The following is an 18,236-nucleotide window of genomic DNA, read 5'->3' on the forward strand; positions in this document are numbered from 1 at the left end:
ACGCGTGCGGTCAGCCGGGAGGATCCCGCTCCAGTGGCAGAAGGATCGATGGCCTCAGATCCAGGACGAATTGCAGTGGATTCACATAGTCGTCTCCCCGGCGCACACCCCAGTGAACGCATGGCGTCGCCCCGCAGTGCCCGGGGAGCAGCGTGCCCAGGGGGTCTCCCTTGCCCACGGCGTCGCCCTTCGAAAGTGTGCTGCGCACGGGTTCGAAGCTGCTGCGCAGGCCGTTGCCGTGGTCAACGGTGATGACGGGCCGGTCCACCACAACTCCCACGAAGCTGACGGTGCCGTTCTCCGGGGAGGTGACGGGGGCGCCGTCGGACGCCGACCTGAGGTCCACGCCGCGGTGCCCGCTAAGCCACGGCTTGTCCGGCGGATCGAAGGCCCGCAGCACTGCGGGCCGGGGAGTGAGCGGCCAGATCCACGACGGCGCAGCGGGCGGCACAACCGCCGGACTGAGCCCGGTGCCCGGCGGACCGTTTCCTGGAACAGCCGAGGGCGCCGCGGCCGCAGCGGCGATCAGGAGAGCTGTCAGGAGGACGGAGGCTTTCATCTGTCCAGCTTTGCGCCTATGCCGGATGGTGAAAACAGGCGTCGCGCCGTATGTGGAAAACGCCCGCGGAGTCGTGGAAGTTGGTGCATCGGCGGCGGACCGCTGTAGTACACTTGACGGAGCAGTTTGCTGTGCCCTCAACGTATTCCAATTCTCTTGGGTAGCGTCAGCACGCCCCATTCAGGAGTGCGGGGGAGCAGCAGCTGACTACGCGTATCCAGCCCTCCAGCACCGGAAGCCACAGGTTCCCGGCGGAGGATTGTGCCTCTTGCGGTCAGGTCCGGCAACGGTCCTGATGAGAAGCGCAATGGATGCCAGGAGCAACGCCTGCCTTGGGCGAAGCTAATTAACCGTCAACTATTGGCAGGGTAAGAGCGGCCTACGGGCTCTCTCATGAATGACCTGCCGGAAGGAGCGTCGGCATGCCCGTCGTAACCATGCGCCAGCTGCTTGACAGCGGCGTCCACTTTGGACACCAGACACGTCGTTGGAACCCGAAGATGAAGCGATTCATCTTCACGGAGCGCAACGGCATCTACATCATTGACCTCCAGCAGTCGCTGTCCTACATCGACCGCGCGTACGAGTTCGTCAAGGCCACCGTTGCACACGGCGGCACCGTGCTCTTCGTCGGCACCAAGAAGCAGGCCCAGGAAGCAATTGCCGAGCAGGCCACCCGCGTTGGCCAGCCGTACGTCAACCAGCGTTGGCTCGGCGGCATGCTGACCAACTTCCAGACGGTTGCCAAGCGTATCCAGCGCATGAAGGAACTCGAAGAGATCGACTTCGACGACGTCGCCGGTTCCGCTTACACCAAGAAGGAACTGCTGCTCCTCCGTCGCGAACTCACGAAGCTTGAGTCCAACCTCGGTGGTATCCGCAACCTCACCAAGGCACCTTCAGTGCTCTGGATCGTGGACACCAAGAAGGAACACCTGGCTGTTGACGAAGCCAAGAAGCTCAACATCCCGGTTGTGGCCATCCTGGACACCAACTGCGATCCCGACGAAGTCGACTTCCCGATCCCGGGCAACGACGACGCCATCCGCTCCGTGAACCTCCTGACCCGCGTTGTTGCTGACGCTGTTGCAGAGGGCCTGATCGCCCGCAACCAGCGTGCAACCGGCACTGCCGAGACCCCGGAAGAGCCGCTGGCCGAGTGGGAGCGCGAACTCCTCGAGGGCAGCAAGGCCGAAGCCGCCGCTGCTGAGGCACCTGCTGCTGAGGCACCGGTTGCAGAGGAAGCCCCGGCTGCTGAGGCGCCGGCTGCTGAAGCTGCCCCCGCTGCAGAGGAAGCCCCGGCTGCTGCCGAGGCCACCGACGCCGAGAAGTAAACAACTCCACCGGGATTTCCCGGCGCTGTTCCCAGCGCCGGGGTAACTGACAGGATGGCGGCTCACCAGGTGAGCTGCCGTCCTGTCGGTCCGTACACCACATAAATTTTCTAGACAGAGGGGTTCACATGGCGAACTACACTGCCGCTGATATCAAGGCTCTGCGCGAGCGCACCGGCGCCGGCATGATGGATGTCAAGAAGGCTCTCGACGAAGCCAACGGCGACGCCGAGAAGGCTATCGAGATCATCCGCATCAAGGGCCTGAAGGGCGCTACCAAGCGTGAAGGTCGTTCCACCGCTGAAGGCCTGGTTGCTGCCAAGGTCGACGGCAAGGTCGGCGTGATGATTGAAGTCAACTGCGAGACCGACTTCGTGGCCAAGGCTGACAAGTTCATCCAGCTCGCCGACAGGGTCCTGGCCATCGCCGTCGAGTCCGGCGCAGCCGACCTCGAGACCCTGCTCGCCACCGACGTGGACGGCAAGCCGCTGTCCGAGGTTGTTGTCGAAGAGGGCGCCATCCTCGGCGAGAAGGTAGTAGTCCGCCGCATCTCCCGCATCGAGGGTGCCACGGTCGACGCTTACCTGCACAAGACCTCCAAGGACCTTCCGGCCCAGGTCGGCGTTCTGTTCGCCGTTGATGGTGAAGGTGAAGCTGCTGCCACCGCAGCCCACGACGTCGCGGTCCACATCGCAGCCATGGCCCCGAACTACCTCTCCCGCGAGGATGTTCCGGCTGACCTGGTCGCGTCCGAGCGCCGCATCGCCGAGGAGACTGCCAAGGCCGAGGGCAAGCCCGAAGCCGCCATGACCAAGATTGTGGAAGGCCGCGTGACGGGCTTCTACAAGGGTGAAGTCCTGGTCGACCAGGCCTTCGCCAAGGATGCCAAGAAGTCTGTTGCGCAGATCCTCGAAGAGGCCGGCGTCAAGGGAACAGCCTTCACGCGTTTCCGCGTCGGTTCCTAGTCAGACACGCAAGGGGGGTGGTCACTTCGGTGGCCGCCCCTTTTGCATGCACCGGCCACAGCGGGATATGAGCTTTGGCCGCACAGCACGATAACCTAGCTCAGAACTCACCAACGGGAAGGCACCATGGAAGCCGTCAATACTTCAGTCCAGTCAGAGAAGAGCAGGCGCCGGGTCCTCCTGAAGCTGTCCGGTGAGGTCTTCGGAGGCGGCAAGCTCGGCGTCGACCCGGACACCGTCCGCGGAGTCGCCAAACAGATCGCCGCAGCCGTTCCCGACGTCGAGGTTGCCATTGTGGTGGGCGGCGGCAACTTCTTCCGCGGAGCCGAACTGTCCCAAAGCGGAATGGACCGCTCACGTGCCGACTACATGGGCATGCTGGGAACAGTCATGAACTGCCTGGCACTCCAGGACTTCCTTGAGCAGGCCGGCGTCGGGACCCGTGTCCAGAGCGCCATCACCATGGGACAGGTCGCCGAGGCGTACATTCCACGCCGCGCCATCCGCCACATGGAGAAGGGCAGGGTGGTCATCTTCGGTGCCGGTGCCGGCCTGCCGTACTTTTCCACGGACACGGTGGCCGCACAACGCGCCCTCGAGGTCCACGCGGACGTGGTGCTCATGGCGAAGAGCGGTGTGGACGGCGTCTACACCGCCGACCCCAAGAAGGATCCGACCGCCGAGAAGCTGGAAAAGCTCAGCTACGACGACGCGCTTCGCCGCGACATCCGGGTCATGGACCAGACGGCCATGACCATGTGCAAGGACAACAACCTCTCCATGGTGGTGTTTGGCATGGAAGGCGAAGGCAACGTCACGCGTGCCATCCGCGGTGAAGAGCTGGGAACGCTGGTCACCCCCTAGTTACAGCTAGGATATTTCTAGGAAGGTTCCGTCCATCGGGCGGAACCAGGATTGTGAAATGCCCCGGTCCGCCGGGAACCGATTTCTGAGGAGAGACCGTGATCGAAGAAACCTTGCTCGAAGCCGGGGACAAGATGGACAAGGCAGTCGAGGTAGCCAAGGAAGACTTCGCCTCGATCCGGACGGGCCGGGCAACCCCGGGCCTCTACAACAAGGTGATGGTGGAGTACTACGGAACCCCCACGCCCCTTCAGCAGCTGGCGTCCTTCGCGGTTCCCGATGCGCGCACCATCCTGATCACCCCGTACGACAAGACCGCCCTGCGCGACATTGAACGTGCCCTTAGTGACTCTGAAGTCGGAGCCAACCCGTCCAACGACGGCAACGTTATCCGCATCACCATTCCTGACCTCACTCAGGAACGCCGCAAAGAATACGTGAAGATCGTCAAGTCCAAGGGCGAAGACGCCAAGGTCTCCATCCGCAACATCCGCCGCAAGGCCAAGGAAACCCTGGACCGCCTGGTCAAGGACGGCGAGGCCGGCGAGGACGAGGGCAGCCGAGGGGAAAAGGAGCTCGACGCCATCACCAAGCAGCATGTCGACGGTATCGATGAGCTGCTGAAGCGCAAGGAAGCAGAGCTGCTCGAAGTCTGATGGGCCAAGCACAGCAGGCCCCCGGAGCGCGGGCGCGATCGCGGACCCGGCAGCCGAGGCCTAATCCGACTCCCGGAGCCGGGCGCAACCTGCCGGCGGCAACCGCCGTCGGACTGGCCATGCTCTTCGCAGTGCTGGGCGGGCTGCTGTTCCTGCCGCTGGGTTTCGTCGCAGTGACCACCACGTTCGCCGTCTTTGGAGTGTGGGAAATCTTCCGCGCACTGGAGGCCAACGGCACGCGGCTGCCCATTGTCCCGGTGATGGTAGGCACCGTGGCCATGCCGTTTTCGGCCTACTTCGGTGGGCTGGAAAGCCTGTTGTTCGCCTTGCTGGCCAGCAGCGTGGCTGTTCTCCTGTGGCGCTCGGTCGAAAGCGCCGTCGGCTCATCACGCAGCATTTTCGCCGGTGTCTTTACCTTGGCGTGGGTTCCCTTCCTGATCAGTTTCGCCGCACTGCCGCTCCACGTTGCGGTGGGCGTGACCCCCATAGGACTGTGGCCCGGCGGAGCGGTGCCTGAGGGTGCCTGGCAGGTGGTCATTCTGCTTCTGCTGGTGGTCTCCAACGACACCTTCGGCTACTTGGTGGGCGCTTCACTGGGCAAGCACCCGATGGCTCCCAAGATCAGTCCCAAGAAATCGTGGGAAGGCTTTGCCGGATCCATTGCGGGGGCGATGGTGATTGGCATCCTGGCCTGTGTCTTCGTACTCGGGAAACCGTGGTGGGTGGGAGTGATTCTCGCCGTGGGAATGGTGGCATCCTCTACCGCCGGCGATCTTGCGGAATCCATGGTCAAGCGCGAACTCGGCATTAAGGACATGAGCAGCATCCTTCCCGGCCACGGCGGGGTCATGGACCGGCTGGATTCCATCGTCTTCGCGTCCCCGGTGGCCTTCCTGCTGTTCGTCCTCGTCTCCGGGGCCTGACAGCTACCCGGCACGGGGCGGCACACCGCAACGCCCTAAAATGGTGCGGTTACGACTTAGCTGAAAAGCATTGAAGGAAACATGGTAAGAGTGGACAGCAAACGGCAGATTCCCGCGTCTTTCGAACGCGTGGCCCGCACCGTATACGGTTATAACGCCAAGCAGGTGGACCAGTTCCTGCAGCGGGCCCGCGTTTCACTCGAGACACCCGAGACGGCCGTCCACCCCATCCGAAGCGCCGACGTCCGGGCCGTGTCCTTCGACCCCGTCAAGGGCGGATACGCGGCCACCAACGTGGACGCGGCGCTGGACCGGCTGGAGGATGCCTTCGCCCGGCGTGAACGCGACGAACTCATAGCCGAGCAGGGAGAAGAGGCCTGGCTGCGGCAGATCGGGCAGCTTTCCGGAACTCTGAGGGGCCGGCTCCACCGGCCCGACGGCGAGCGGTTCCGCCGCCCGGCCAAGAAGAAGGCGCGCAGCTACAGCACCAAGGACGTGGACCGGCTGTGCATGGACCTGATCGGCTACCTCGAAGAGGACAAGCCGCTCAGCGTCGATAACGTCCGCCGCGCCGTGTTCCGCCCGGCCGTGGGCCAGGCCGGCTACGAGGAAACCCAGGTGGACGCCTTCCTGGACCGGGTGGTCGAACTCATGGCTGCCATCGACTGACCCCAACATGACGCAGCACTCCGACCGCCGTGGAACGCGTGTGATTTAACGCTCTGTGGCGAGGGGCCGTTCGGGCGTATGGAGCCTGGTCATCACCTTGGTGATCGTTCGCGGGACCCGTTTTTTCGTGGCCCTGGACGTCAGGATCATGACGGCGAAGGCGGCGGGCACTGTCCACGCCGCGGGTTGCGCCAGCCAGAAGGGTGTGCCGCCAGCGCCGAGTGCACCGCCGGCCACCATGGCTCCGCCGCAGAGCAGGCCGCCTGTCGCCATGCCTGCGATGGCGCCGGCGTCGGTAAGGCCCCGCCACCAGATGCCCAGCAACAGCACCGGGCAGATGGTCGAGGCCGTGAAGGCGAACACCAGTCCCACGCTGCCGGCCAAAGCCAGGGAATCCGTCATGAACGCCAAGCCCAGCGGAACCGTCGCGGAAATGAGCGCGGCCAGCCTGAATCCGCGGACGCTGCCGCCGAGCACATCCTGGCTGATCACGCCGGCGAGGGAAACCACGAGTCCCGACGTTGTGGAGAGGAAAGCGGCAAAGGCGCCCGCCACGACCAGCGCGGACAGCAGTTCGCCGGCCGGTCCGCCGATGAGGCGCCCGGGCAGCAGCAGGACGAGTGCGTCGGCCTGCCCCGCCTGGGCAAGTCCCGGCGCGAACACCCGGCCGGCGAGCCCGTAGGCCGTGGGGAACAGATAGAACACGGACAGCAGCCCCAGCACGATCAGGGTGGTCCGCCGGGCTGAATGCCCGTCCGGGTTGGTGTAGAACCGAACCAGCACATGCGGCAGTCCCAGCGTTCCGAACAGCAGGGCGACCAGCAGCGAGATGTTCTGGTACGGACCGGCGGGGGCCAGCCCCGTGGGGTTCGTGGCAGCAGCGGCCACCGCGGGGGTGCCGTTGTCTGTCAGGGCCAGGACGATGAAAACAAACGGTACGGCCAGCGCGGTGAGCTTGAGCCAGTATTGGAAGGCCTGCACGAAGGTGATGGAGCGCATCCCTCCGGCCACGACCGTCAGGCACACGACCACCACGACGGCCGTGGACCCCACCCATGCCGGCAGGCCCGTCGTGGTCCGGATCGTGAGGGCAGCGCCATGGAGCTGGGGGACGATGTACAGCCAGCCCACGATAACCACGGCGAGGCTTGTCACCCGCCGCACGGCCCGGGAATCCAGCCGGGCCTCGGTGAAATCGGGAATCGTGTAGGCCCCCGAGCGGCGGAGCGGGGCGGCCACGAACAGCAGGAGCATCAGGTACCCGGCCGTGTAGCCCACGGGGAACCACAGGGCATCGGTGCCGGACAGCAGAATCAGTCCGGCCACGCCCAGGAAGCTCGCGGCGGACAGATACTCGCCGCCGATCGCGGATGCATTCCACCAAGGCCGGACGGTGCGGGACGCGACGTAGAAGTCGCCGGTGGTCCGGGAAATCCGGAGCCCGTAGAAGCCGATGACGGCCGTGGCGACGGAGACGGCTGCGATGGCAACGATCCCCACGGCGGGGTTCACCGGGCCATCACCTGTCCTCGGCGAGGTCGCGGTAACGGGCCTCGTTCCGCGCGGCGCTGCGGATGTACAGCCAGGCGCTGAGCCCCGTCACAGGGTAGATGCCTGCGCCCAAAAGCAGCCAGTCGAAGGGGATGCCGGCAACCCGTGACTCCGCCAGTCCGGGGATGGCTGCCAGCAGGAGCGGAAAGGCGCCAAGGATCAGGAGGAAGCCGCCCGCCACCACGAGGGCAAGCCGCAGCTGCGAACGGATCAGGGACCGGACGAAGACCTGCCCCACCGCTGATTCCTCTGCCGCTTCCCGCGACTGGAGGACAGGCCTGGCCGCGGAGCGCGGCGCCGTCACCCTGATCCGCGTCATGCCTGCGGCCGGATGCGGGTCGCTTCGAGCTTCTCCCTGACAGCCGGCAGAAGCCGCCGGCTGATCGGCAGTTCGGCGGCCTCCACGGTGACACTGGGGCGGGCTGCGGTCAGCTTCAGGTGCGTGACGTGGGACAGTGCAATGAGGTAGGAACGGTGCGTCCTGATGAAGCCGGCGTCCGCCCACTGCTGCTCAAGGTCCGCCAGTGGGACCCGGATCAGATAGCTGGCATCGGCGGTGTGGAGCCTGGCGTAGTCGCCCTGCGCCTGGACATACATGACGTCGTCGCGCCGGATCATCCTGGTGGTGCCGCCCTGGTCAACCGTGATCATCTCCGGCACCGCGCCGCCGTCGCGGATCAGTTCGCTGATCCGCCCCACAGAACGGGCGAGCCGCTCGGCACGCACCGGCTTCAGCAGGTAGTCCACCGCCGCCAGCTCGAACGCCTCGAGCGCGCAGTCCTCGTCGGCGGTGACAAATACGACGGCCGGCGGCCGGGCGCTGCGGGAAATCACCCGTGCGATGTCCAGGCCGGACACCGCCGGCATGTGGATATCGAGGAAGACAGCATCCACGGACTCCGCTTCCAGAGCCCGCAGCGCCTCGGCCCCGGATGATGCGCGGTGGATTGTGCCGATACGGTCATCCTTGCCCAGCAGGAAGGCGAGTTCTTCAACGGCGGGCAGCTCGTCGTCGGCGACGAGGACGTTAATCATGGTTCTAGGTTATCTTCCGGTCCGGGAGGGTTCAGGCGTCATGGCCAGGCTGGGACTTCGGAACCCGCATGGTGATCAGCGTCCCTTCCCCTGGAGCCGTCTCGATCACCAGTCCGTGGTCGTCACCGTAGACCTGGCGAAGGCGTGCGTCCACGTTCCGCAGGCCAACGTGTTCGCCGTCCGTATGCCCCGCGAGCATGGACTGGAGCTGCACCGGATCCATCCCCACGCCGTCGTCCTCGATGGTGACTTCCGCGAATGCGCCGGAATCGTTCGCCGCGATGGTGATGTGTCCGGGCCCCTCCTTCGCTTCCAGGCCGTGCCGGACGGCGTTTTCCACCAGTGGCTGCAGGCTCAGGAAGGGAATGACCGTGCTCAGCACTTCGGGGGCGATCCGCAGGCTCACCTGGACCCGATCGCCGAACCGTGCCCGTTCCAGCAGGAGGTACCGGTCGATGCACCGCAGTTCCTCGGCCAGGGTGGTGAAATCGCCGTGCCGGCGGAACGAGTACCGGGTGAAGTCCGCGAACTCCACCACAAGCTCGCGCGCCCGCGTGGGGTCGGTATTGATGAAGGATGCGATCGCGTTCAGGGAGTTGTAGATGAAGTGCGGACTGATCTGCGCCCGCAGGGCCCGCACCTCCGCCTCCATCAGCAGCGTCCGCGAAGCATCAAGTTCGGCCAGCTCCACCTGCGCTGCCACCCAGTCCGCCACTTCGCTCGTGGCGCGCACCAGGCCGGCGCCGGCGGACGGGGCAAAGGCCGCAACTACGCCCACCACGCGGGACCCGGCCCTGATCGGCGCAATGACGGCGGACGCAATGCGCCCGACGGACAGGACGGGATATTCCCCGGCATTGATCACTTGGGTCCGTCCGCCCGTGAGCACATCCGCGGCGAGGCCCATCAGCCGCGGCCTGAGCTCATCGGCGGCACCGTCCCATGCCAGCACCCCGGACACGTCCGTGATGGCCAGTGCGTCGCAGCCCAGCAGGGCCCGCAACTGTTTGCTGGCTTTTGAGGCCCCCGCGGGATTCAGTCCCGTCCGCAAGTGCTGGCCGGCTTTCGACGCCGCGTGCAGCGTGTTGTAGGTGGCCCGCTCGGCATCGGTGCCCAGCTCGCGGAAGGAACGGAGCACCTTGAGTCCAACGCCGACGACGACGGCGATCGCCAAGGCGATGACCGCAACGGCCGCCGCGGAATAGAGGGGAGAGTCGGGCATGCAGCCAGCGTAGCGCGTGCCGTTTGCCGCAGCATCGCGACCGCTAGGCGACCGGTTTTCCGCGACCACTGGTCACGCCGCACAGGAAGGGAGCACAGTGATGGGAGTCACATCGGCGGAGGATTGTGCGGCCGGCGGTGTGGGAGGCAGTCTCAATGAGGAGGAATGATGGGTAATGACGCCCGAACTCCGGACGTAGCGGCGTCCGCGGACTTCAAGGAAGTCCAAGCCACCGAGCAGTTCAGGGAACTGCGTAAGCGCCACCGCAGCTTTGTGTTTCCCATGGCCATTGCATTCCTGCTGTGGTACTTCGCCTATGTGCTGCTGGCCGACTACGCCGCGGACTTCATGTCCACCAAGGTGTGGGGGAACATCAACGTCGGGCTGATCATGGGCCTGCTGCAGTTCGTCACCACATTTGCCATCACCGGCTGGTACGTCAGCTACTGCAACAGGAGGCTGGACCCCATCGCAGCGGAGATCCGCCACGGTATTGAAGGACACGAATTCGACAAAGCGGGCAACCGCGTGGGCGGGGAAACTCCATGATCAGCATTCCAGCGGCGGTCGACGTCGCCGCGCTCAAGGACACAACCCTCCTGAACATGGGGATCTTCGGCCTGTTTGTCGCGGTCACCATGGTGATCGTCCTGCGGGCGAGCCGGAACAACAAGACCGCGGCTGATTACTACGCCGCCGGCCGGTCCTTCACCGGATCGCAGAACGGAACGGCCATCGCGGGCGACTACCTGTCCGCGGCCTCGTTCCTGGGCATCACGGGCGCCATCGCCGTCAACGGCTATGACGGCTTCATGTACTCCATCGGTTTCCTGGTCGCGTGGCTCGTGGCGCTCCTACTGGTGGCGGAACTGCTCCGCAACACCGGTAAGTTCACCATGGCCGATGTCCTCTCCTTCCGCCTCAAACAGCGCCCGGTCCGCATCGCGGCAGCCATCTCCACGCTGGCCGTCTGCTTCTTCTACCTCCTCGCCCAGATGGCCGGCGCGGGCAGCCTGATCTCCCTGCTGCTGGGCATCAGCGACTGGGGCGGCCAGGCCCTGGTGATCATCGTCGTGGGCGCCCTCATGATCATGTACGTCCTCATCGGCGGCATGAAGGGAACCACGTGGGTGCAGATCATCAAGGCGATGCTGCTCATCGCGGGTGCCGCCGTCATGACCTTCTGGGTCCTGGCGATCTACGGCTTCAACCTCTCCGACCTGCTGGGCGGCGCGGTGGAAACCGCGAAGAACCCGGCAGTGCTGAACCCCGGACTGCAGTACGGCAAGACCGAAACCTCCAAGCTGGACTTCATGTCCCTGGGCCTTGCCCTGGTCCTCGGCACGGCAGCCCTGCCGCACGTGCTGATGCGCTTCTACACCGTGCCCACGGCCAAGGAAGCCCGGAAGTCCGTTGTGTGGTCCATCGGGCTGATCGGCCTGTTCTACCTCTTCACCCTGGTCCTGGGCTATGGCGCTGCCGCGCTGGTCGGTGCCGACACCATCAAGGCAGCCCCGGGCGGGGTCAACTCCGCAGCTCCGCTGCTTGCCTTCTACCTGGGCGGACCGCTGCTCCTGGGATTCATCTCGGCGGTGGCCTTCGCCACCATCCTCGCCGTGGTGGCCGGGCTCACCATCACAGCTGCGGCGTCCTTCGCCCATGACATCTATGCCAGCGTCATCGCCAAGGGAAAGGCCGACGCCGACACAGAGGTCAAGGTGGCGCGACGCACTGTGGTGGTCATCGGCATCATGGCGATTCTCGGCGGCATCTTCGCCAACGGGCAGAACGTGGCCTTCCTGGTGGCGCTCGCGTTTGCCGTCGCGGCCTCCGCCAACTTGCCGACCATCATCTACTCGCTGTTCTGGCGCAGATTCACCACCCAGGGCGCCGTCTGGAGCATGTACGGCGGCCTCGCCTCGGCGATCATCCTGATCGCGTTGTCCCCGGTGGTCTCCGGAGCGAAGACGTCCATGCTTCCGGGCGCCAACTTCGCCGTCTTCCCGTTGAGCAACCCGGGCATCGTGTCCATCCCGCTGGCATTCTTTTTGGGCTGGCTTGGCACGGTCCTGGACAAGAAGAGGGAGGACACCACCAAGCAGGCCGAAATGGAGGTCCGTTCACTGACCGGCGTGGGCGCCGAGAAGGCCGTTGACCACTAGCCCCGTGAGCGATGATCCGGGCCGCTGACATGGCGGCATGACGGAAGCTCCCGCGCGGCTGAACTGCACCTCCGAAAGTTCGAGCTGCGCGGGGGCCCCCCGTCTTCAGGGCTGCTTTGTCGCAGTGCTCTGACCGCGGCGGTCAGGGACCGTGGTGTCCTCCCGCGCCGCTGTCGAAATGGCTTCCGTGCGGGACGGCGAACTGTCCGGCGGCGGAGGCCGCGAGTCCCGGCGTCGCTATGGCAGCCACGGCGACAGCTCCCGCGAAGGCCGCTGCGAGCATCCGTCCTGCACCGGAAGCGCCGGCCGGGCTGTCAGTGCCGGGGAGTCCGCCGTCGTCCGTCCTCCCAAGGGCCTGGCGGCGCAGCCAGCCTTGGGCGGCGATGATAGTGAGGGTCAGCAGCAGGGCGGCGAGGTGGCTGACGTTGAGGCCAGCCATGTTGCCGCTGCCGCCGGTGACAATTGCCAGCAAGTGGACGGCAGCGGCGGCCGGCAGCAGGACGGCGGACCAGCCTGGCAGCGGAAAGCTGCTGTTTCTAAGGGCCGCCACAGTCCAGCCCAACAGGGCGACTCCCCATATGGCCGCAGCTGTGGCAAGGGGCATTGGCCATGGGTGGCCGGGCAGGCCTCCGGCCGCGAACAGGCTGGAGGAAATCGCGAGGTTGACCGCCGCCGTGCCGAAGCCTGCAAAGCCGGCGAGCAGCCGGACGGCCGTTTCCCGTGGGTTCTCCAGAGGCAGGACTGCCTGGCCGCCGTTCATTAGACGCGGACTGCGGCGGGGGTTTTCTCGACGGACAGGCCGACGCCCAGCAGCAGAACGGCGCTTGCCAGGTGCAGCACGTTGTCGGCACCGTTGAGGGCGATGATGTTCAGCGGCGAGCTGAGCAGGAACAGGCCAAGGATGCCCACCAGGAGGTACACGGCGCCTACGCCTGCGTTGATGGTCCGGGCTGCCGGGACGTTTTTAAGGCCCGCATACAGCAGTGCCGCGCCGATGGCGAGGTGAATGACGTTGTGCAGGGGATTGACTTCGAAAATGATGAGGTTGGCGCCTTCGGTGGAGAAGAAACCGATTCCCGAGGTCACGGCGAATCCGACAAGCCCCACGAGGAGGTAGACGGCTCCGAAGGCGGTGGCAATGAGGCGGTTCGGTGAATTGCGCATGGCCCGAATCCTTCCGGTAGGGCCGGGACACGCGTCCCGGCCGGGTTGCGGAGCCCCGGACGGGACTCTCGGAAGCAATTCGGACCACACCGGCCGGTGGATGGGTGACGGTCAGGTCTTGGGCTTGAGCCGGATGGTGACCATCTTGAGCTCGTCCGTCCCGGCGAAGCGGTAGACGAGTTCGATGTCCCGCCCGTTGCACTGAATGAGGCCCGCCACGTCGGCGATGTTGGTGCCGTTCTGGGCACTGACTTTTAGGTCGTCGTAGGACGTGGTGCACGACGGGTCCAGGTTCAGGCTGCGGACCCCCGAGGCGAAGTCTTCCAGGGACAACCGCTGCTTCAGGGCAGGGTCCATAAAGTCGTTGTAGGCCTTGTTGGTTTCGCCTGAAATGACGAGCCTGGTGAAATCATCGGCGAGATCCGAGGCATGGCGTGTTGCCCCGCCCACGAGATTCACCAGAAGGGTGACTCCCACGGCAACCAGGAGCAGGACGCCGCCCACGATCCCCAAAACGATCCAGAGGCCTTTCCGGCTCTTTGCCGGAGGCTGGCCCGGCAGGCTGAAAGGAGTAGGGGGCAGGGTGTTCCTGCCGAACCGCTGCCGGGTATACGGCTGCTGGCTGGTCGGCTGCTGGCCGCCCGGCCCGTTGGGCGGCGTCGGCCCTGGCTCATGCGGGTCCGGGGTGTTGCTCAAGGTGGGCCTTTCCGGCAGCCGCTGCACCGGCGCGCCTAGTTGCTGGGCCCGCTGCCGGCGCCCGGTCACTTCACGTGGGATTAGCCTATAGCCCGGTCCCGGCAGCACGGGAACGGGACAACGGGTTTAGCTCTGGTCGGTCGCTGAGCCACGGTCCAGGAGCGGCTGGATCCGGAAAGGGATCAGCTCGCCCATGGCCAGCGCCGTATCCGTCCTGTCCACGCCGTCGCAGGCGAGGATTTTTCCGTTGATCCGGAAGAGGTCTTCGGCGTCGAGGGCCACAACGCGCAACAGGAGGTCTGCCGAGCCTGTGAGCCCGTAGCCTTCCAGGATTTCCGGCACGCTGGCCAGTTCCTCTGCCAGGCTTCCGAGCTTCTGCTGCTGGACGTGCACCGAGATGAAGGCCATTAGGGGGTAGCCGAGGGAGACCGGGTTGATGCGCCGTTCAAACGAAAGGAAGACGTGTTTCTTTTCGAGCTGGGCCATCCTGGCCTGGACCGTGTTCCGCGACAGGCCGAGCTTCTGGGCCAGTGCCACAACAGTCCGCCGGGGATCGCGCGCCAAGGCCGAAAGGAGCCGGGTGTCAGTGCCATCCAAAGCTTGCATAATGCGCAAGGCTAGCACGGTCTGGGCCGTTCATATGATGCATTGTGCTCAGTTTTTGCGGCGGTGGTTGTACCGCCTGAGCATTGTGAGTATGGTCACAATTATCCGGAGCAACGGCGCCCGGAAGGCCGGAATGCGGCGGGATCACGAGTCCTTCCGCGGGACGGTGACACGACGTCAGAAGGTTGCACAACTGTGTTGACAGACGAGTTGGGCCAGGGCGGTACAGCCGCCGGGGGCCCGGGCAACAGGGCAGGACATCAAGGCGGGGCCGGCCAGAACCTGGTCCAGCTGATCACCCCCACAGGGGAACGCGTCAGCCACCCGGAGTTCGACCCCTGGGTCCAGGACATTTCAGACGAGCAGCTGGGCACCCTGTACGAGGACCTGGTGGCCATCCGGCGGATCGATACGGAAGCCACGGCGCTGCAGAGGCAGGGCGAGCTTGCCCTCTGGCCGCCGCTGTTGGGCCAGGAAGCGTCGCAGATCGGTTCTGCCAGGGCGCTCCGGGCCGACGATTTTGTTTTTTCCAGTTACCGCGACAACGGAGTTGCCTACTGCCGCGGAGTGGATCTGACCGACATTGTGCGTGTCTGGCGGGGCAACGCGTCCTCGGGCTGGGACCCCTACACGGTCAACATGGCGACGCCCCAAATAATCATTGGCGCCCAGACCCTGCACGCCACCGGCTACGCCATGGGCATCCAGAACGACGGCGTAGATTCCGTGGCCATCACCTATTTCGGCGACGGCGCCACGAGCGAGGGCGACGTCAACGAGGCCTTGGTCTTTGCAGCCAGCTTCCAGGCGCCGGTTGTGTTCTTCTGCCAGAACAACCACTGGGCCATCTCCGAACCGGTGCGGCTCCAGTCCCACATCCAGATCGCGGACCGCGCGGCAGGCTTTGGCATCCCCAGCATGCGCGTGGACGGCAACGACGTCCTGGCCGTCATGGCAGCCACCCGGGTTGCCCTGGACCGCGCCCGGCGCGGCGGCGGCCCGACCTTCATTGAGGCCGTCACCTACCGGATGGGCCCGCACACGACGGCGGACGACCCCACCCGGTACCGCGACGCCAACGAACTGGAGGACTGGGCCGCGAAGGATCCGATCCGCCGCGTCAAGGCGCTGCTGGACCGAAAGGGCCTGCTGACCGAGGAATTTGAAGCCGCCGTGCAGCAGAAGGCCGATGCCGTGGCCCGCGAGATGCGTGCAGGCTGCATCAATATGCCCGAACCGGAGCCGCTGGACATTTTCAAACACGTCTACAGCACGCCGAACTCGTGGCTGGACCGCCAGCAGGACCATTATTCCCGTTACCTGGCATCCTTCGGTGATCCCGCAGGAGCCCATTCAGAAGAAGGTGCACGCTGATGACCCAGATGACCTTTGCCCGGGCAATAAACTCCGGGCTTCGCAAGTCCCTTGAAAACGATCCCAAGGTCATCCTCATGGGCGAGGACATCGGAACCCTTGGCGGCGTCTTCCGTGTGACGGACGGGCTGCAGAAGGACTTCGGCAAACACCGCGTGGTGGACACCCCCCTGGCCGAGTCCGGAATCATGGGCACCGCGGTTGGGCTTGCCTACCGCGGCTACCGTCCGGTGGTGGAGATTCAGTTCGACGGGTTCATTTACCCTGCCTTCGATCAAATTGTGTGCCAGGTGGCCAAGCTTCACTACCGCACGCAAGGCGCGGTGAAAATGCCCATCACGATCCGCGTTCCGTTCGGCGGAGGAATCGGTTCGCCCGAGCACCACTCCGAATCTCCCGAGGCCTACTTCACGCACACCTCGGGCCTCCGCGTGGTCAGCCCGTCCAGCCCGCAGGATGCGCACACCATGATCCAGCAGGCCATCTCCTGCGATGACCCGGTGCTCTACTTCGAGCCCAAGCGCCGCTACCACGACAAAGGCGAAGTGGATGAGTCCCTTGACGCTGCCGGTTCTCTGTCAATGGAAAAGGCCCGGGTGATCACGGAGGGCCACGACGTCACGCTCGTGGCCTACGGGCCGCTCGTGAAGACCGCCCGCGACGCCGCCATGGCAGCCGCTGATGAAGGCGTGTCCGTGGAAGTCATCGATCTCCGCTCGCTGGCTCCGGTGGATTTTGCCACCGTGGAGGCGTCCGTGCGTAAGACCGGCAGGATGGTGATCACCCATGAGGCCGGACAGTCAGGCGGCCTGGGCGCCGAGCTTGCCGCCAGCATCACCGAACGCTGTTTTTACCATCTCGAGGCGGCACCCGTCCGCATCACAGGCTTCGACGTGCCGTACCCCTACTCCAAGCTCGAGATGCACCATCTTCCCAGCCTCGACAGGATTCTCGACGGCGTGGACCGCGCGCTCGGCCGCCCGAATTCGCTGAGCGGGCTGGAAGGATGACCGCCACCATGATCAAGGAATTCCGGCTCCCCGATCTCGGCGAAGGCCTGACCGAATCCGAAATCGTCAGCTGGAAGGTGAACGTCGGAGACACCGTCACCCTGAACCAGATCATCGCCGAGGTGGAAACCGCCAAGGCTGTGGTGGAGCTTCCGTCGCCCTTCGCGGGAGTGATTACTGCCCTGCATGAGCAGCCCGGCACCGTGGTGGAAGTCGGCAAGCCGATCGTCTCCTTCGAGGTGGAGGGCGACGCCGGCGGCCAGCCCGCCGATGGCGGGGAGACCGAGGCGGTCCCCGCCAAGAGGGAACCGAACCTCGTGGGGTATGGTGCCGTCGTCGAAAGCTCCGGCCGCCCGGTGCGCAGGCAGCGCAACTTCGCGGCAGCGTCGATGCCGCTGGTTGAGCCTGTGCAAACCCCGCCCGTCGAAACTAGACCTGTGCAAACCCCGCCTGTCGAATCCACGCCTGCCGAACGTCCCCGGTCCACGCCGCCGGTTCGTAAGCTGGCCAAGGACCTCGGGGTGGCTTTGGGGGAAGTTCTGGGCAGCGGCCCGGGCGGTCTCATAACCCGGGATGACGTCCGGAATTTCGTGGGCGGCGGGGACCTCCCGGCCGCGGCCCAGGAGCTCGCGGCGGCAGGGGCCGGGCAGCCCCAGGGGCGCGGTGGGTACGGCCAGGGCGAGCGCGAAGCGCGCACGCCTATCAAGGGAGTCCGCAAGTTCACGGCGGCAGCCATGGTGTCCAGTGCTTTCACAGCGCCGCACGTCACGGAGTTCCTCACCGTTGACGTCACGCCTGCGATGGAGCTGCTGGCCCGGCTCAAGTCCGGCAAGGCCTTTGCGGGGCTCAAGCTGACGCCGCTGACGCTCGTGGCCAAGGCAGCGCTGATTGCCCTGCGGCGCAATCCCACCCTGAATTCCCGGTGGGACGAAGCCAACCAGGAGATCGTGCAGTTCAACTATGTGAACCTCGGGATTGCGGCGGCCACACCCCGCGGCCTCACCGTTCCCAACATCAAGGACGCGGACCGGATGACGCTGGCCGGGCTGTCCACGGCACTCACCGAACTGACCGAGACGGCCAGGGCCGGCAAGACCAGCCCGTCGGACCTTTCCGGCGGCACCATCTCCATCACCAACATCGGGGTCTTCGGCATCGACGCCGGCACGCCCATCCTGAACCCGGGCGAGGCCGCGATCCTGGCCATGGGCGCGGTGCGGAAGATGCCGTGGGAATACCAGGACCAGATCGCCCTCCGGCAGGTCATGACCCTGAGCCTCTCCTTCGACCACCGGCTGGTGGACGGCGAGCAGGGTTCAAGGTTCCTGGCGGACCTCGGTGCCCTCCTCGCCGATCCCGGCATGGCGCTCGCGATGGGCTAGAACGCAGAAGCTGCCCTGGCCCGCATAACCGTTGACTGGCAGCAACGGTTATGCGGGCAAGGGC

At 65.5% G+C, this 18,236-nt stretch carries 20 protein-coding genes; 11 read left to right on the top strand and 9 right to left on the bottom strand.

The window, feature by feature from the left end; all coding sequences use genetic code 11:
• Nucleotides 1-10 precede the first annotated feature (10 nt).
• Nucleotides 11-559, bottom strand: a complete 549-nt coding sequence (locus tag LQ144_RS12480; RefSeq protein ID WP_230119021.1) for a M23 family metallopeptidase — start codon at nt 557-559, stop codon at nt 11-13.
• Nucleotides 560-981: 422 nt separating this feature from the next.
• On the opposite strand from LQ144_RS12480, the gene rpsB reads away from it, so the two are divergent.
• The 6 genes from rpsB to LQ144_RS12510 all read left to right on the top strand — a co-directional run bounded on the left by rpsB (nt 982) and on the right by LQ144_RS12510 (nt 5,970).
• Nucleotides 982-1,893, top strand: coding sequence for a 30S ribosomal protein S2 (rpsB, locus tag LQ144_RS12485; RefSeq protein WP_230119022.1), 912 nt, complete (start codon nt 982-984; stop codon nt 1,891-1,893).
• 128 nt (nt 1,894-2,021) lie between these two features.
• Complete coding sequence (tsf, locus tag LQ144_RS12490; protein ID WP_230119023.1) at nt 2,022-2,858, top strand: translation elongation factor Ts; 837 nt, start codon at nt 2,022-2,024, stop codon at nt 2,856-2,858.
• A 126-nt stretch (nt 2,859-2,984) separates the two neighbouring features.
• Nucleotides 2,985-3,722, top strand: coding sequence for a UMP kinase (pyrH, locus tag LQ144_RS12495; protein WP_230119024.1), 738 nt, complete (start codon nt 2,985-2,987; stop codon nt 3,720-3,722).
• Between the two features lie 98 nt (nt 3,723-3,820).
• Nucleotides 3,821-4,378: a ribosome recycling factor gene (gene frr / locus LQ144_RS12500; RefSeq protein ID WP_230119025.1), complete on the top strand. Its 558-nt coding sequence runs from the start codon at nt 3,821-3,823 to the stop codon at nt 4,376-4,378.
• The gene (locus LQ144_RS12505; protein ID WP_230119026.1) at nt 4,378-5,301 is read left to right on the top strand and encodes a phosphatidate cytidylyltransferase; all 924 of its coding nucleotides are present in this window, start codon (nt 4,378-4,380) and stop codon (nt 5,299-5,301) included. The genes frr and LQ144_RS12505 overlap by 1 nt, the downstream gene beginning before the upstream one ends.
• 81 nt (nt 5,302-5,382) lie before the next feature.
• Nucleotides 5,383-5,970, top strand: coding sequence for a DivIVA domain-containing protein (locus LQ144_RS12510; protein ID WP_230119027.1), 588 nt, complete (start codon nt 5,383-5,385; stop codon nt 5,968-5,970).
• Nucleotides 5,971-6,015: 45 nt separating this feature from the next.
• Here LQ144_RS12510 and LQ144_RS12515 read toward each other — a convergent pair whose 3' ends face one another.
• The 4 genes from LQ144_RS12515 to LQ144_RS12530 are packed head-to-tail and all read right to left on the bottom strand — an operon-like array spanning nt 6,016 to nt 9,778.
• Nucleotides 6,016-7,482 carry a cation acetate symporter gene (locus tag LQ144_RS12515; RefSeq protein ID WP_230119028.1) on the bottom strand — a complete coding sequence of 489 codons (1,467 nt, stop codon included), beginning with the start codon at nt 7,480-7,482 and terminating at the stop codon, nt 6,016-6,018.
• Between the two features lie 7 nt (nt 7,483-7,489).
• Nucleotides 7,490-7,840, bottom strand: a complete 351-nt coding sequence (locus tag LQ144_RS12520) for a hypothetical protein (RefSeq protein WP_230119029.1) — start codon at nt 7,838-7,840, stop codon at nt 7,490-7,492.
• Nucleotides 7,837-8,556: a LytTR family DNA-binding domain-containing protein gene (locus tag LQ144_RS12525; protein WP_230119030.1), complete on the bottom strand. Its 720-nt coding sequence runs from the start codon at nt 8,554-8,556 to the stop codon at nt 7,837-7,839. The genes LQ144_RS12520 and LQ144_RS12525 overlap by 4 nt, the downstream gene beginning before the upstream one ends.
• Nucleotides 8,557-8,587: 31 nt before the next feature.
• A complete protein-coding gene (locus LQ144_RS12530; RefSeq protein ID WP_230119031.1) occupies nt 8,588-9,778 on the bottom strand; it encodes a histidine kinase in 1,191 nt (396 codons plus the stop codon).
• A gap of 168 nt (nt 9,779-9,946) precedes the next feature.
• Here LQ144_RS12530 and LQ144_RS12535 point away from each other — a divergent pair, with 168 nt between their 5' ends.
• Entirely contained in the window at nt 9,947-10,327 is a 381-nt protein-coding gene (locus LQ144_RS12535) for a DUF485 domain-containing protein (protein ID WP_230119032.1), read from the top strand.
• Entirely contained in the window at nt 10,324-11,940 is a 1,617-nt protein-coding gene (locus LQ144_RS12540; RefSeq protein ID WP_230119033.1) for a sodium/solute symporter, read from the top strand. Before LQ144_RS12535 ends, LQ144_RS12540 begins: the two co-directional genes overlap by 4 nt.
• Nucleotides 11,941-12,082: 142 nt before the next feature.
• Here LQ144_RS12540 and LQ144_RS12545 read toward each other — a convergent pair whose 3' ends face one another.
• The 4 genes from LQ144_RS12545 to LQ144_RS12560 all read right to left on the bottom strand — a co-directional run bounded on the left by LQ144_RS12545 (nt 12,083) and on the right by LQ144_RS12560 (nt 14,406).
• On the bottom strand, nt 12,083-12,700 hold the full coding sequence (locus LQ144_RS12545; protein WP_230119034.1) for a hypothetical protein: 618 nt from the start codon (nt 12,698-12,700) through the stop codon (nt 12,083-12,085).
• A complete protein-coding gene (locus LQ144_RS12550) occupies nt 12,700-13,104 on the bottom strand; it encodes a DUF4383 domain-containing protein (protein ID WP_230119035.1) in 405 nt (134 codons plus the stop codon). The genes LQ144_RS12545 and LQ144_RS12550 overlap by 1 nt, the downstream gene beginning before the upstream one ends.
• Before the next feature lie 111 nt (nt 13,105-13,215).
• Nucleotides 13,216-13,800: a hypothetical protein gene (locus LQ144_RS12555; protein WP_230119036.1), complete on the bottom strand. Its 585-nt coding sequence runs from the start codon at nt 13,798-13,800 to the stop codon at nt 13,216-13,218.
• 126 nt (nt 13,801-13,926) lie between these two features.
• On the bottom strand, nt 13,927-14,406 hold the full coding sequence (locus LQ144_RS12560; RefSeq protein ID WP_230119037.1) for an Lrp/AsnC family transcriptional regulator: 480 nt from the start codon (nt 14,404-14,406) through the stop codon (nt 13,927-13,929).
• Nucleotides 14,407-14,601: 195 nt separating this feature from the next.
• Between LQ144_RS12560 and pdhA the strand changes: the two genes are divergently transcribed.
• The 3 genes from pdhA to LQ144_RS12575 are packed head-to-tail and all read left to right on the top strand — an operon-like array spanning nt 14,602 to nt 18,172.
• Complete coding sequence (gene pdhA, locus LQ144_RS12565) at nt 14,602-15,780, top strand: pyruvate dehydrogenase (acetyl-transferring) E1 component subunit alpha (protein WP_230119038.1); 1,179 nt, start codon at nt 14,602-14,604, stop codon at nt 15,778-15,780.
• On the top strand, nt 15,780-16,790 hold the full coding sequence (locus LQ144_RS12570; RefSeq protein ID WP_230119039.1) for an alpha-ketoacid dehydrogenase subunit beta: 1,011 nt from the start codon (nt 15,780-15,782) through the stop codon (nt 16,788-16,790). The genes pdhA and LQ144_RS12570 overlap by 1 nt, the downstream gene beginning before the upstream one ends.
• Nucleotides 16,787-18,172: a dihydrolipoamide acetyltransferase family protein gene (locus LQ144_RS12575; protein ID WP_230119040.1), complete on the top strand. Its 1,386-nt coding sequence runs from the start codon at nt 16,787-16,789 to the stop codon at nt 18,170-18,172. The genes LQ144_RS12570 and LQ144_RS12575 overlap by 4 nt, the downstream gene beginning before the upstream one ends.
• Nucleotides 18,173-18,236: the final 64 nt, after the last annotated feature.

The sequence above is a fragment of the Arthrobacter sp. Bi83 genome (genome assembly GCF_918698095.1).
Taxonomy (GTDB): domain Bacteria; phylum Actinomycetota; class Actinomycetes; order Actinomycetales; family Micrococcaceae; genus Arthrobacter.

What these genes read in the sequence shown, in the direction of transcription:
- LQ144_RS12480 (WP_230119021.1), bottom strand. Translation starts at nt 559, where the DNA reads ATGAAAGCCTCCGTCCTCCTGACAGCTCTCCTGATCGCCGCTGCGGCC.
- rpsB (WP_230119022.1), top strand. Translation starts at nt 982, where the DNA reads ATGCCCGTCGTAACCATGCGCCAGCTGCTTGACAGCGGCGTCCACTTT.
- tsf (WP_230119023.1), top strand. Translation starts at nt 2,022, where the DNA reads ATGGCGAACTACACTGCCGCTGATATCAAGGCTCTGCGCGAGCGCACC.
- pyrH (WP_230119024.1), top strand. Translation starts at nt 2,985, where the DNA reads ATGGAAGCCGTCAATACTTCAGTCCAGTCAGAGAAGAGCAGGCGCCGG.
- LQ144_RS12505 (WP_230119026.1), top strand. Translation starts at nt 4,378, where the DNA reads ATGGGCCAAGCACAGCAGGCCCCCGGAGCGCGGGCGCGATCGCGGACC.
- LQ144_RS12510 (WP_230119027.1), top strand. Translation starts at nt 5,383, where the DNA reads ATGGTAAGAGTGGACAGCAAACGGCAGATTCCCGCGTCTTTCGAACGC.
- LQ144_RS12520 (WP_230119029.1), bottom strand. Translation starts at nt 7,840, where the DNA reads ATGACGCGGATCAGGGTGACGGCGCCGCGCTCCGCGGCCAGGCCTGTC.
- LQ144_RS12525 (WP_230119030.1), bottom strand. Translation starts at nt 8,556, where the DNA reads ATGATTAACGTCCTCGTCGCCGACGACGAGCTGCCCGCCGTTGAAGAA.
- LQ144_RS12530 (WP_230119031.1), bottom strand. Translation starts at nt 9,778, where the DNA reads ATGCCCGACTCTCCCCTCTATTCCGCGGCGGCCGTTGCGGTCATCGCC.
- LQ144_RS12535 (WP_230119032.1), top strand. Translation starts at nt 9,947, where the DNA reads ATGGGTAATGACGCCCGAACTCCGGACGTAGCGGCGTCCGCGGACTTC.
- LQ144_RS12540 (WP_230119033.1), top strand. Translation starts at nt 10,324, where the DNA reads ATGATCAGCATTCCAGCGGCGGTCGACGTCGCCGCGCTCAAGGACACA.
- LQ144_RS12545 (WP_230119034.1), bottom strand. Translation starts at nt 12,700, where the DNA reads ATGAACGGCGGCCAGGCAGTCCTGCCTCTGGAGAACCCACGGGAAACG.
- LQ144_RS12550 (WP_230119035.1), bottom strand. Translation starts at nt 13,104, where the DNA reads ATGCGCAATTCACCGAACCGCCTCATTGCCACCGCCTTCGGAGCCGTC.
- LQ144_RS12560 (WP_230119037.1), bottom strand. Translation starts at nt 14,406, where the DNA reads ATGCAAGCTTTGGATGGCACTGACACCCGGCTCCTTTCGGCCTTGGCG.
- LQ144_RS12570 (WP_230119039.1), top strand. Translation starts at nt 15,780, where the DNA reads ATGACCCAGATGACCTTTGCCCGGGCAATAAACTCCGGGCTTCGCAAG.
- LQ144_RS12575 (WP_230119040.1), top strand. Translation starts at nt 16,787, where the DNA reads ATGACCGCCACCATGATCAAGGAATTCCGGCTCCCCGATCTCGGCGAA.